Here is a 13,716-nt window from a genome sequence, read left to right as displayed (position 1 = left end):
CGGCCCGGCAGAAAGCCCGCCGGAACGGGGGCAAACAGGTGTTAAATGACGACAATCGTGACTATTCGCAAGAACGGCAAGGTCGTGATGGCTGGTGATGGCCAGGTGAGCCTTGGCCAGACCGTGATGAAGGGCAATGCGCGCAAGGTTCGCCGTATCGGCAAGGGCGACGTTATCGCCGGTTTCGCTGGCGCGACCGCCGATGCCTTCACCCTGCTCGAGCGTCTTGAAAAGAAGCTGGAACAATATCCCGGCCAGTTGATGCGCGCCGCTGTCGAGCTCGCGAAGGACTGGCGCACGGACAAATATCTGCGCAACCTCGAAGCCATGATGCTTGTTGCCGACAAGCAGATAACGCTCGCCATCACCGGCAACGGCGATGTGCTCGAGCCCGAACACGGCGCCATGGCGATCGGCTCCGGCGGCAATTTCGCGCTCGCCGCCGCTCGCGCGCTGATGGATAGCGACAAGTCCGCCGAGGACGTCGCCCGCCGCGCTCTCGATATCGCTGCCGACATTTGCGTTTACACGAACCACAATGTGATCGTCGAAACGCTCGATGCCGATGCCTAAGACGTTCCTCTCTTGATAGTTTCTAGCCCTGACAGGGAACACGCGAAATGACCACTTTTTCCCCCCGCGAGATCGTCTCCGAGCTCGATCGTTATATTGTCGGCCAGCATGAGGCCAAGCGCGCCGTGGCGATCGCCTTGCGCAACCGCTGGCGCCGCCAGCAGCTCGAGCCCGATCTGCGCGACGAAGTCATGCCCAAGAACATCCTGATGATCGGCCCGACCGGCGTCGGCAAGACGGAGATCTCCCGCCGTCTCGCCAAGCTTGCCGGCGCACCCTTCATCAAGGTCGAAGCCACGAAGTTCACCGAAGTCGGCTATGTCGGCCGTGACGTCGAGCAGATCGTCCGCGATCTCGTTGAGGTCGGCATCGGCCTGGTACGCGAAAAGAAGCGTAACGAGGTGCAGGCCAAGGCGCATATGAGCGCTGAAGAGCGCGTGCTCGATGCGCTGGTCGGTGCCACCGCATCGCCGGCGACACGCGACAGCTTCCGCAAGAAGCTGCGTGACGGTCAGCTGGATGACAAGGAAATCGACATCGAAGTTGCCGATACCGGTTCCGGCATGCCCGGCGGTTTCGAAATCCCCGGCATGCCCGGCGCCAATATCGGCGTGCTCAACCTGTCGGAAATGTTCGGCAAGGCCATGGGCGGCCGCACGAAGAAGGTGCGCACCACGGTCAAGGATTCCTACAAGGAACTCGTGCGCGATGAATCCGACAAGCTGATCGACAACGAGGCGATCCAGCGCGAAGCCGTGCAATCCGCCGAGAACGACGGCATCGTCTTCCTCGACGAGATCGACAAGATCGCGGCCCGCGATGGCGGCATGGGTGCCGGTGTCTCGCGCGAAGGCGTGCAGCGCGACCTGCTGCCGCTGGTCGAAGGCACGACGGTTTCGACGAAATATGGCCCGGTCAAGACGGACCATATCCTCTTCATCGCCTCTGGCGCCTTCCACGTCTCGAAGCCTTCGGATCTGCTGCCGGAATTGCAGGGCCGCCTGCCGATCCGCGTCGAGCTGAAGCCACTGACCAAGGAAGACTTCCGCCGCATCCTGACCGAGCCGGAAGCCAGCCTCATCCGCCAGTACAAGGCGCTGATGGAAACGGAAGACCTGAAGCTTGATTTCACCGACGATGCGATCGACGCACTTGCCGATGTCGCCGTGCATCTGAACTCCACCGTCGAGAATATCGGTGCACGCCGCCTGCAGACGGTCATGGAGCGCGTGCTTGACGATATTTCCTACAATGCGTCGGATCGTGCCGGTGTGTCGGTGACCATCGACGCCGCCTACGTCCGCGAGCATGTCGGCGACCTTGCAACAAACACCGATCTGTCCCGCTTCATCCTATAAGCGGGCCGGCAAAGGCGATTTAAAGCAGTAAACACTCGACAGCGGGCCGTTAACTTTTTAGTTAGGGGCCCGTTTCTTTGTGTCGGATGGCTTTATTCGGCCAAGATTATCCGTCAGGGAGCCGCACGGAAACATCGGTTGAAACTTCGACAGGACAGCCATCTTGCGACGTATACTGATCACCCTTCTTCTGGCAGTCGCCAGCCTCTCCTGGATCCCTGCCTATGCGGATGCGGCGAGCGTGGTGCCTCCGGGCAACCGCAATGCCGAGCAGCCGCCCGTTCCCGGCGCCTCCGTGCGGCGCACGCGCGGCACCAACTCTACCTTCGAACGCAAGTATCAGAAGGTTCGTGAGCTGCTGGCGACCGACACTAGGCTGATGTCGAAGATCAAATCGACGGCGCGTGCCTATGGCATCGAACCCATCCACATCATCGGTGCGATCGTCGGCGAGCATACCTATAATGTTGACGCCTATGACGGCCTGCAGTCCTACTACGTTAAAGCTGCATCCTATGCCGGCCAGAGCTTCCGCTTCGCCTATAACGGCGAAAACGTCGACGATTTCATCGCCCGGCCGCAATTCGACGCCTGCAAGAGCAAGAAGGACTCCTACAGCCTCTGGATCTGCCGCGAGGATGTCTGGGAAGATGATTTCCGCGGCAAGACCGTCGGCGGCAAACCCTATCCCGACAATCGTTTCAGCGCTGTTTTCTTCCAGCCCTTCTATGCCGGGCAGACCTTTGGTCTCGGTCAGGTCAATCCGCTGACGGCGCTTGAACTTTCCGATCTGGTCAGCCGCACCTCGGGCGTCGCGAAGCTGGACGAGAAGGATGCAGGCGGTGTCTACAAGGCGATCATGGATCCGGATCTGTCGCTCGCCTTCGTCGCGGCCTCGATCCGCAAATCGATCGATGACTATCGTTCGATCGCCGGTATGGATATTTCCGGCAATCCCGGCATCACCGCGACGCTCTACAATCTCGGCAACACCCGCAAGCGCGCTGCCGCCCTTGCTGCCAAGAACAGGGGCTCTTCGCAGCCCGTCTGGCCGGAAGAGAACTACTACGGCTGGCTCATCAATGATAAGCTGAGCGACCTGAAGTCGCTGCTTTAAAGCAGCCGCGCAAAAGTGTGCAGCGGTTTGCGATAACGGCACGCGTGAAGTCAAAGACCTGAAACGCTAAAAAGCGAATTTGACAAATCGCGATGCGCTTTAGGCGGCACGCGCGGCGTTTTACCGCCTGGATTTCGCGAGTGGCGCTCACCATATCGGATGGGCGCGCCGCTTCGGCTGCGTCAGATCGCGCAACCGCCCGGTCTTCGAGGAGAATTGATCCCATGGATATGATTCCGGAAGCCTTCTCCCCGCCGGCGCCGATCCCGCGCACCGTCCCGCCGTCGCGATGGACGATCATCAAAACCATCCTGCGCAATCCGCTCGAACTCTGGGGCGAACCTTCCTATACGTTGCCCTGGATCAAGACGAAGTTCTTCAACGAGCGGACGCTGATCGTCAATGATCCCGGCCTGATCAAGCATATTCTGGTCGACAACGCTGCCAACTATCGCATGGCCGATATCCGCCAGCTCGTGCTCCGGCCGATTCTGCGCGATGGTCTGCTGACGGCGGAAGGATCTGTCTGGAAGCGCTCGCGCAAGGCGGTTGCCCCGGTTTTCACGCCGCGCCATGCCCAGGGTTTCGCCGGCCAGATGCTAGGCCAGAGCCTGGAATACCTGCACAAATATGAGGAGATCGGCAGCGAAGGCGCAGTGTTCGATATCGCTGCTGACATGACCGAGCTGACCTTCGCCATCCTGACGGAGACCTTGTTTTCCGGCGAGATCGTCACTGAAAGAGAGCATTTTTCCGACGACGTTAACGAGCTGCTGCATCGCATGGGCCGGGTCGATCCCATGGATCTTCTGCGCGCTCCCGCCTGGGTGCCGCGTCTCACCCGCATCGGCGGCCGGCGCATGCTCGATAAGTTCCGCGGCATCGTCCGCAAGGCTATGGACCAGCGCCTGGAGAAGATGAGCAGGGACCGCGCGAGCGCGCCGGATGATTTCCTGACGCTGCTTCTGGAAAAGACCGGTCCCGACGGGCTGACGATGGAGGAGATCGAGGACAATATCCTCACCTTCATCGGCGCGGGCCATGAAACGACGGCTCGCGCGTTGGCCTGGACACTCTATTGCGTCGCCAACAGCCCGCATATTCGCGATGCCATGGAAGAGGAAATCGATCGGGTGCTTGCCACCGATGCCGAACCCGTCGCCTGGCTCGACCTGATGCCGCACGTCCGCGCTGCCTTCGAGGAGGCGATGCGTCTCTATCCGCCGGCGCCGTCGATCAATCGAGCCGCGATTGCCGACGACGAATGGACGAGCGCCAAGGGCGAGCGCGTGACGATCCCGAAGGGAATCACCGTGCTGATCATGCCTTGGACGCTGCATCGTCATGAGCTCTACTGGGAAAAGCCGCGTGCCTTCATGCCGGAGCGCTTCCTTCCGGAAAACCGGGCCAAGATCAATCGCTTCCAGTATCTGCCTTTTGGCGCGGGTCCGCGTGTCTGCATCGGTGCCACGTTCGCACTTCAGGAGGCCGTCATCGCTCTCGCCGTGATGATGCGCCGTTTCCGTTTCGATGCGACGGATGAGACCGATCCTTGGCCGGTGCAGAAGCTGACGACCCAGCCGCGCGGCGGACTGCCGATGCGGGTGACGCGGCGATAGGGTGTTTTTGCCGCCTCCGGATCAACGTAAGTCAATTGTTTCCCGTATTGCATAAATCTTTCGAACTATTACCAAATTGACTGAGGGCGAAACCGTCAGCAAAGTGGCACCATAGGAAAATTGAGCCATAAATGGCCTTGAGGAGTATTTGGCATGAGCCGCATTGAGAAGAACGGGCTGCAGATCGAACCGGTACTTTACGATTTCCTCGTCAAGGAAGCCCTTCCGGGCTCGGGCATCGAGCCCGATGCCTTCTTCGCCGGCTTTTCTGAAATCGTCCACGATCTCGCACCGAAGAACCGCGAATTGCTCGCCAAGCGTGATCGCATGCAGGCGGCGATCGACGACTGGTATCGGAAAAACGGCGCGCCGGTCGATCTTGCCGCTTATGAAACCTTCCTCCGCGAAATCGGCTACATCGTGCCGGAAGGCCCGGCCTTCACGATTTCGACCGCCAATGTCGATCCGGAAATATCTGAGATCGCCGGCCCGCAGCTCGTCGTTCCCGTCATGAATGCCCGCTATGCGCTGAATGCCGCCAACGCCCGCTGGGGATCGCTCTATGATGCGCTTTACGGCACGGATGCCATTCCCGAGACCGACGGCGCCGAGAAGGGCAGGGGCTATAATCCCAAGCGTGGCGAGAAGGTTATTGCCTGGGTTCGCGATTTCCTCGATTCGACGGTGCCGCTTGATGGCGCAAGCTGGAAGGATGTCACCGGCCTTGTCGTGAAGGATGGTGCCCTGGCGATCGCGACCAAGGGCGGCGCGTCGAAGCTGGCCGATGGCGGCCATTTCGCCGGCTACCTGGGCGCTCCAGCCACCCCGACGCATATCCTGCTGAAGCAGAACGGCATCCAAATCGAAGTCGTCATCGACGCGAGCACGACTATCGGCAAGACGGATCCGGCCGGCATTTCCGACGTTCGCCTGGAATCGGCAATCACCACGATCATGGATTGCGAGGATTCGATCGCAGCCGTCGATGCCGAGGACAAGGCTGAAGTGTACCGCAACTGGCTCGGCCTGATGAAGGGCGACCTGACGGAGGAAGTCGCCAAGGGCGGCAAGACCTTCACACGCCGTCTCAATCCCGACGTCACCTATACCGCGCCGGATGGCAGCACCTTCGACCTGCATTGCCGTTCGCTGATGCTGGTGCGCAATGTCGGCCACCTGATGACCAACCCGGCCATTCTCGACCGCGATGGCAACGAGGTGCCGGAAGGTGTCATGGATGCCGCCATCACCGGTCTGATCGCACTCTACGACATCGGTCCGAACGGCCGCCGCAAGAATTCACGCACCGGCTCGATGTATGTCGTCAAGCCGAAGATGCACGGGCCGGAAGAAGTCGCCTTCGCGGTCGCCATCTTCTCGCGCGTCGAAGATCTGCTCGGCATGCCCAGTAACACGATGAAGATGGGCATCATGGACGAGGAGCGCCGCACGACGGTCAACCTCAAGGAAGCCATCCGCGCCGCCCGCGAGCGCGTCGTCTTCATCAACACCGGCTTCCTCGATCGCACCGGCGACGAGATTCATACCTCGATGGAAGCCGGCCCGATGATCCGCAAGGGCGATATGAAGCAGGCCGCCTGGATCAGTGCCTATGAGAATTGGAACGTCGATATCGGCCTTGAATGCGGCCTGTCCGGCCATGCTCAGATCGGCAAGGGCATGTGGGCCATGCCGGACCTGATGGCGGCCATGCTGGAGCAGAAGATCGCTCATCCTAAGGCCGGCGCCAACACCGCCTGGGTGCCGTCTCCGACAGCTGCGACGCTGCACGCCACCCACTATCACCGCGTCAACGTCGCCGACGTGCAGAAGAGCCTGAAGAGCCGCGCCCGCGCCAAGCTTTCCGATATCCTCTCCGTGCCGGTCGCGTCGCGGCCGAACTGGACGCCGGAGGAAATCCAGCGCGAGATCGACAATAACTGCCAGGGCATCCTCGGCTATGTCGTCCGCTGGGTGGATCAGGGCGTCGGCTGCTCCAAGGTACCCGACATCAACAATGTCGGCCTGATGGAAGACCGCGCCACGCTGCGCATCTCGGCGCAGCACATGGCCAACTGGCTGCACCATAAGGTCATCAGCGAAGCGCAGATCATCGAGACGATGAAGCGCATGGCCGCCGTCGTCGACCAGCAGAATGCCGATGATCCCAACTACATCGCAATGTCAGGCAATTTCGACGATTCCGTCGCCTTCCAGGCAGCGCTCGATCTCGTGCTCAAGGGGCGCGAGCAGCCGAACGGCTATACGGAGCCGGTCCTGCATCGCCGCCGTATCGAACTGAAGGCAAAGCAGGCTGGATAAGCCTTCGCTTGCGACGTTTCGCGGCGAAGGGCGATACTTGGCAAGATTCCCTCTCCCCTCGGGGAGAGGGCGGGGTGAGGGGGTGTCGCCGCGAGCGCGAAATATCCTTGTTCAAGGAATTATTTCTTTGCCGCCCCTCCCCCTCATCCGCCCTTTGGGCACCTTCTCCCCGAGGGGAGAAGGAGGACAATTTACAGTCCCCAAAACAAAAAGGCCGCCGGATCACTATCCGGCGGCCTTTTTCAATCCCGATGCCAGCGAATTACTGGATAACGATGACCTTGGTGCTGTGACCCGGCAGGACGCGACTGTAGAGATCGATCACGTCCTGATTGATCAGGCGAATGCAGCCGGAGGAAGCGGCCGTGCCGATCGAAGCCCATTCCGGCGTGCCGTGCAGGCGGAACAGCGTGTCCTGGCCCTTTTCGTTGTAGAGGTACATGGCGCGCGCACCGAGCGGGTTGGAAAGGCCCGGGTTCATGCCGCCATCGACATACTTTGCGATTTCCGGACGGCGGACGGCCATTTCCTTCGGCGGATGCCAGCTCGGCCATTCCTGCTTCCAGGCGACGTAAGCGGTGCCGGACCAGGAGAAGCCCTGCTTGCCGACGCCGATGCCGTAACGCATCGCTTCGCCGTTGCCGAGGATGTAATAGAGATGGCGCTCGCGCGTGTTGACGATGATCGTACCTTCAGCCTCGTCGGACTTGTAGGAAACGATCTGGCGGCGGAACTGCGGCTTCACCTTCTGGATCGGGATCGCCGGCAGCTGGAAGCCGTTATCGCTGGTGATGCCATAGTCGCCATCGAACGTCTTGATGGTCTCTGCGGCGGATTTTGCGGTAGCGGTCGGCGCGGCTGCGGCGGTGGTGGCATAGCCAGCCGATGCGAGCATTGCGACAAGGCCGAGTGCGGTCATAGCATTACGGATGCGCATGGAAGTCTCTTGAAATTTTGTGGCGGGGATCGGATGGTTATCTACCATCTTTGTCTACGGTTTATTTTCCATTAAACTAAACTTTGCAAGCTGCTCTGACGCTACAAAATAGCGCCGCCGCGCAAATTAGAGGGACATGGTTTTTTTGCAACAATGCTTGCCTGTCCTTGAGGCAATTCATGACGATTTTGAACGTTTATAATAACAATCCGTTAATAGATGGCCGGCAGTCGGAACGGGCCATGCTTGTACGCAAGGGCGTGCAACTATTACTACACGACATGCGTCACGCTGTGCTGCCGGAGTTGCCGTTGGCCAGCGGCCGCCGCGCCGACCTCATCAGCCTTTCGGAAAAGGGCGAGATCTGGATCATCGAGATCAAAACCTCGATCGAGGATTTCCGTGTCGACCGCAAATGGCCAGAATACCGGCAGCATTGCGACAGGATGTTCTTCGCCACGCACAAGGACGTGCCGTTGGATATCTTTCCGGAGGATTGCGGGCTGTTTCTATCCGATGGGTATGGCGCTCATATCATCCGCGAGCCGCCGGAGCATCGCCTGTCGCCGGCGACGCGCAAGTCGGTGACGCTGAATTTCTCGCGTGCCGCCGCCCAGCGCCTGATGCTGGCCGAATGGGCGACGGGCAAGTCCTTCGCGTCCGAATAGCCTATTTCGGCGCGCGCTTGGCAAGGATGCGCTGCAGCGTGCGGCGATGCATGTTCAGCCGCCGGGCCGTCTCGGAAACGTTGCGCTCGCACATTTCATAGACACGCTGGATATGCTCCCAGCGAACCCGGTCGGCCGACATTGGGTTTTCCGGCACTTCCGCCTTCTCACCGGGGCGCTGCGTCAGCGCGGCAAAGACGTCGTCCGCATCGGCGGGTTTGGCGAGATAGTCGAGCGCGCCGAGCTTGACGGCGGTCACTGCCGTCGCGATGTTCCCATAACCCGTCAGCACGACGATATGCGTATCGTCACGCCGCTGGCGAATGGCTTCGATGACATCGAGGCCGTTGCCATCGCCGAGGCGCAGGTCGACGACCGCGTATTTCGGCGGGTTGGCCTTGGTCTTGGCGACACCTTCCGCCACCGATTCCGCTGTTTCGACCACGAAGCCCCGCGTTTCCATCGCGCGCGCCAGCCGGCGCAGGAAGGGGCCGTCATCATCAACGATCAGCAATGTCGCATCCGCGCCGATATGGGCCGCGGCATCCTTGTCCCCGGCATGCGGGGCAGCGATCTCTTTATCCGTCATTCTATCTTCTATCCCGGCGACCATCCGCCTGCATATCCTACCGATTTTGACGAGGGTTGTTTTAAGCCGTCAAAATCATTTTGTCGAATTACTGTCGATCAACACGCGCGGCCATTCGACGCGGACGCGAGCCCCCGGCCTTTCCGGATCGCGGTTGGTGAAGGAGAGGGCGGCACCGGAGCGCTCCAGCAACGTCTTGGCGATGAAGAGGCCGAGACCAAGGCCGCCTGCCGTGTCGTCGCGCTGACGCGAGGTGACATAGGGCTCGCCGATCCGTGCCAGGATTTCCGGCGAATAGCCGCTGCCGTCGTCCTCGATGACGATGGTCAGGGTCTCGACGGTGTATTCCACCGTGACGGTTACCGTCTTGCGGGCATAGTCGACGGCATTTTCGATGAGGTTGCCGAGCCCATACATGATGCCGGCATTGCGGTTGAGGACAGGCTCGCCGGAGCGCGGGCTCTTTTCGATCAGCTCCAGCGAGATGCCGAACTCACGATGCGGGGCGATGATCTCCTCCATCATCGAAGACAGCGTCAGCCGCCGCATATGCGCCTCGTCTTCCGAAGAAAGCGTCGTCAGCCGGCGCAGGATGTCGCGGCATCTTTCGCTCTGGCTGCGCAGCAGCGCCACATCCTCGCGAAAACGGTCGTCCTCGCGCAGCTCGCGTTCCATTTCCTTGGCAACGACGCTGATGGTCGCAAGCGGCGTGCCGAGCTCGTGTGCCGCCGCCGCTGCCAGTCCGTCGAGCTGCGACAGATGCTTTTCCCGCTGCAGCACCAGTTCCGTCGCCGAGAGCGCATCGGCGAGCTGCGAGGCCTCCATGGAGACGCGATAGGCATAGAAAGCGGCAAAAGCCATGGTCGAGGCGATGGAGCACCAGACACCTAGCTGCATGACGCTATGTACGTTTACGGCGACGCCTTCATACCAGGGGAGTGGGAAGGGCGAGAAGGCGAGCCCGGTGATGCAGATCATCGCAAGCGCGATCAGCGTCATGCTATAGCGGATCGGCTGCGAGGCGAAGGAAATGATGACAGGCACGCAGACCAGCACCGAGAAGGGGTTGGCAAGCCCGCCGGTGATCAGCAGCAGCCCGCAGAGCTGCAGAAGATCGAGGCCGAGCAGCGCGAAGGCGGCCGGCGGCTCCAACCGGTGCGTCGGCGGAAAGCGCAGGGTCAGGAAGAAGTTGATCCAGGCAAGGCAGGCGATCAGCACGCAGCACGGCATGAGCGGCATGGGGAATTTCAGCCAGAAGGCGACGATCATGACAGTTGCCGTCTGGCCACCGACCGCAAGCCAGCGGAGGCGCACCAGCGTCTGCAGCCTCAGCCGCCGGCTGCTGTGATGGTCGTCCTGCGCCTTGATCTCCGCATCGGACAGTTTTTCCAATCCCCGGAAGAATCGTGCCATCGTCATGTCCCTCGTGGCTTGGCGCGTGTGGTCGGCAAGGCTTCTGCCGGATCTTCCGGCCAAGGATGCCTCGGGTAGCGTCCGCGCATGTCGGCCCGCACATCCCGCCAGGATCCGGCCCAGAAGCCGGGCAGGTCGCGCGTCGTCTGAATCGGGCGATGGGCCGGCGATGTCAACTCCAGCAGCAACGGCAACCGGCCGCCGCCGACGCTTGGGTGTTGTTTCAGCCCGAACAGCTCCTGGACGCGGATGGTCAGCAGCGGCTCCTCGCCGTCATATTGTATGGGATGGCGCTGCCCAGTCGGCGCTTCGAAATGCGTCGGCGCCATCCGAGCAAGATCGCGCTGCAGCTCGTGCGGGACCAGCGCCATCAGCCCGTTGGAAAGCCCGCCGGCCGAGATATCGGAGAGCCCGCGCGCTTCGGTCTGAAACGGCGTGAACCATTCGTCTAGCCGGGCAGCCAAGGCTTCGTCGCTCATATCCGGCCAAGGCTCGCCGATCGTCCTATATAAGAAGCCGATCCTGTCTCGTAGCTGCGCCGCCTCTTTCGAAAAAGGCAGCACACCGACCCCTAGTTCGTGAATGCCCTCGGCCAGCGCCTTGGCCGCCTGCTCGCCGGAGGGACGCGGCAGGGGCGTTTCCTCGAAGATGATGGCGCCGAGCCTTGTCGCTCGCCTCGCGCGGACCTGCCGACTTGCTCTGTCGAAAAAGCTCTGATCCTCCGTGCGGATCTCGCCCGGCAAGTGCTCTTCGACATCGGCGCGGGAAATCTCCGCCGCGGCAAGGATGCGCGCCTGCGCTGCGCGGCCGGTCAGATCGGCGATCACAAGTATCTGCGAGCCGGCAAGACGCTCGGTTTCCGGCAGCTCCGCGCCGCGCCCATTCGCCATGACGAAGCGGCCCCGCCCGCCGCGCTGCAGGGCGATCCGATCGGGAAAGGCATGCAGCAATAACGAACCGGCCAGCTGCGGCGTGGCGGAGGCTGGGTTACCGCCGTTGCCAGCGGCCTGGGCGAGTCGCCCGGCTAAGCGTCGCGCCGCCTCCGCTCTCTCGCCCTTCTCTGTCTTGAAGCGCCGCAGCCGGTCCTCCAGATCGATGCTCTGGCCGCCGAGCCCCTGTTCCGTCAGCAGCACGGCCAGCAACGCCGCTTCCCGCGCCTGGCCGAATTCCGCAGCCGAGATGACCATCGCTGCCAGCCGCGGCGGTAAAGCGAGCTCGCGCATCAGCCGGCCATGCGCCGTTAGTCCGTTTTCCGCGTCGAGCGCTCCCAGCTGCCGCAGGAGTGCTCGCGCCTCGGCAAGCGTCGTCGCCGGCGGCTGGTCCATGAAGGAAAGCGTTGCCGGATCCTGCACGCCCCAATGGGCGAGATCGAGCGCAAGGCCCGAGAGATCGCTGGAAAGGATCTGCGGCGGCGTAAAGGCAGGCAGTGCCGCCGTCTGGCCCGGATGCCACAGGCGGATGGCGATGCCCGGCTCGGTTCGGCCAGCACGTCCGGCGCGCTGATCGGCCGAGGCGCGCGATACGCGCACCGTCTCGAGCCGCGTAATGCCGGTCGAAGCCTCAAAGACCGGCAGCCGCTGTTGGCCGCTGTCGATGACGATACGCACCCCATCGATGGTGATGGAGGTTTCGGCGATGGAGGTGGCAAGCACGATCTTGCGCGTGCCCTGCGGCGCAGGCCGGATGGCCGCATCCTGCTCCTTCTGGCTGAGATTGCCGAAAAGCGGCGCGATCATCGTCTCCGGTCCGAACCGGCCTTCGAGCCGTTCCGCCGTCCGGGTGATCTCGGCCTGTCCCGGCAGGAAGGCCAGGATCGAGCCCTGTTCGCTCGCATGCGCATCGAGGATCGCCCGTGTCACGGTATCTTCGATCCGCTCTCCCGTCGGCCGATCTTGATGACGGATGTCGATCGGAAAGCTGCGGCCCATGCTTTCGATGATGGGCGGATGGTCGAGGAGGGTAGCGACACGCTCCACGTCCAGTGTCGCCGACATCACGAGGATGCGGAGGTCCTCCCTCAGCGCCGACTGCACGTCGAGTGCCAGCGCCAGGCCGAAATCCGCATCCAGCGACCGCTCGTGGAACTCGTCGAAGATGACGGTGGAGATGCCGGAAAGCTCAGGGTCGTCGAGGATCATCCGCGCGAAGACACCTTCGGTCACCACCTCGACGCGGGTCTTGGAGGAGATGCGGTTGTCGAGCCGCATGCGATAGCCGACAGTATTGCCGACCTGTTCACCGAGCAGCGAGGCCATTCGGGCAGCTGCTGCCCTCGCCGCCAGCCGCCGCGGCTCCAGAAGAATGATCCTGTCGTCGCCGCGCCAGTCCTGGCCCAATAGATAGAGCGGCACCAGAGTCGTCTTGCCGGCGCCGGGCGGCGCGGAAAGCACGGCACGCTGACGGTCGGCCAGTGCAGTGCCGATATCACCAAGCACATGCGAGACCGGAAGTTCCGGTAATGGAGGCACTCTATATGTCACGCCTGCCGGCTCCGTATCGCATTGTATGGAATAGTGCCGGACCCGCATGGCGCGGCTGCTTGTGCCCGCTCTTCGTGAAGAAGCAACATGCTCCGCTTCCTTTGTTCGTTTGATGTCTATTAGGTCCTGGGCGTTTTGCTGGCAATGAGACGTCGAGCGAGTGCGTCGGCGAGGCCGTTTGAACCGGTTTGTGGGGGCTGATCTGGATGATTCCGGCAAAAGGCGTAAAATGAATCCGGAAAACCTATCCAATCAGGTAGAAAACCCCAACTTCCGCACCGACACATCAAAATTCTGTTTAAAACCAACAACTTACAAAAATGTCAGAATTTTTACAATCGTGCTGTTGACTATGTCGTTTGGTAGGGTCTATAAGCCCGATCACTGACGAGGGCGGCGGCGCTGCTGGCGACGACGACCTTCGCTCTAGTGTTTCCTGGATTGGCTGCGATGCTGATTGATGGTTCTGGGCTTAGGTGCCTGGGATTGCGGGAATGGATTTCGACTGGGTTTTCTGGTCTGTTATTTGACAATTGAAGATGAGAAGAAAGAGAAACGTGGGCGGCGGAGCTTGCGGGATCGGCAGAGATGCCGGTTCTTGGAATAGACTTCGACGGTCACGTTTTGAACAAGAGAATAC

The 13,716-nt window shown here is 61.4% G+C and carries 10 protein-coding genes; 6 read left to right on the top strand and 4 right to left on the bottom strand.

Annotated features, from left to right (window positions below):
• The first annotated feature begins 45 nt into the window (after nt 1-45).
• The 5 genes from hslV to QD409_RS11990 all read left to right on the top strand — a co-directional run bounded on the left by hslV (nt 46) and on the right by QD409_RS11990 (nt 6,989).
• On the top strand, nt 46-573 hold the full coding sequence (gene hslV / locus QD409_RS12010) for an ATP-dependent protease subunit HslV (RefSeq protein WP_430762795.1): 528 nt from the start codon (nt 46-48) through the stop codon (nt 571-573).
• A 47-nt stretch (nt 574-620) separates the two neighbouring features.
• Nucleotides 621-1,931 carry an ATP-dependent protease ATPase subunit HslU gene (gene hslU, locus QD409_RS12005; protein WP_092846563.1) on the top strand — a complete coding sequence of 437 codons (1,311 nt, stop codon included), beginning with the start codon at nt 621-623 and terminating at the stop codon, nt 1,929-1,931.
• A 163-nt stretch (nt 1,932-2,094) separates the two neighbouring features.
• Nucleotides 2,095-3,048: a DUF1402 family protein gene (locus tag QD409_RS12000; RefSeq protein ID WP_430762794.1), complete on the top strand. Its 954-nt coding sequence runs from the start codon at nt 2,095-2,097 to the stop codon at nt 3,046-3,048.
• 224 nt (nt 3,049-3,272) lie between these two features.
• On the top strand, nt 3,273-4,667 hold the full coding sequence (locus QD409_RS11995) for a cytochrome P450 (protein ID WP_430762793.1): 1,395 nt from the start codon (nt 3,273-3,275) through the stop codon (nt 4,665-4,667).
• Between the two features lie 153 nt (nt 4,668-4,820).
• Entirely contained in the window at nt 4,821-6,989 is a 2,169-nt protein-coding gene (locus tag QD409_RS11990; RefSeq protein WP_430762792.1) for a malate synthase G, read from the top strand.
• Nucleotides 6,990-7,251: 262 nt separating this feature from the next.
• On the opposite strand, the gene QD409_RS11985 is transcribed toward QD409_RS11990, so the two are convergent.
• A complete protein-coding gene (locus tag QD409_RS11985) occupies nt 7,252-7,926 on the bottom strand; it encodes a L,D-transpeptidase (RefSeq protein WP_430762791.1) in 675 nt (224 codons plus the stop codon).
• A gap of 179 nt (nt 7,927-8,105) precedes the next feature.
• On the opposite strand from QD409_RS11985, the gene QD409_RS11980 reads away from it, so the two are divergent.
• On the top strand, nt 8,106-8,594 hold the full coding sequence (locus tag QD409_RS11980) for an MmcB family DNA repair protein (protein WP_430762790.1): 489 nt from the start codon (nt 8,106-8,108) through the stop codon (nt 8,592-8,594).
• Between the two features lies 1 nt (nt 8,595).
• On the opposite strand, the gene QD409_RS11975 is transcribed toward QD409_RS11980, so the two are convergent.
• The 3 genes from QD409_RS11975 to hrpB form a co-directional block, all read right to left on the bottom strand.
• Complete coding sequence (locus QD409_RS11975) at nt 8,596-9,183, bottom strand: ActR/PrrA/RegA family redox response regulator transcription factor (protein ID WP_430762789.1); 588 nt, start codon at nt 9,181-9,183, stop codon at nt 8,596-8,598.
• A 75-nt stretch (nt 9,184-9,258) separates the two neighbouring features.
• Nucleotides 9,259-10,596: an ActS/PrrB/RegB family redox-sensitive histidine kinase gene (locus QD409_RS11970; protein WP_430762788.1), complete on the bottom strand. Its 1,338-nt coding sequence runs from the start codon at nt 10,594-10,596 to the stop codon at nt 9,259-9,261.
• A gap of 2 nt (nt 10,597-10,598) precedes the next feature.
• Nucleotides 10,599-13,124, bottom strand: a complete 2,526-nt coding sequence (gene hrpB / locus QD409_RS11965) for an ATP-dependent helicase HrpB (protein WP_430762787.1) — start codon at nt 13,122-13,124, stop codon at nt 10,599-10,601.
• Nucleotides 13,125-13,716 lie beyond the last annotated feature (592 nt).

The sequence above is a fragment of the Rhizobium sp. BR 315 genome (genome assembly GCF_050577975.1).
Taxonomy (GTDB): Bacteria; Pseudomonadota; Alphaproteobacteria; order Rhizobiales; family Rhizobiaceae; genus Rhizobium; species Rhizobium miluonense.
This window is presented reverse-complemented; position numbering and strand designations above follow the sequence as displayed.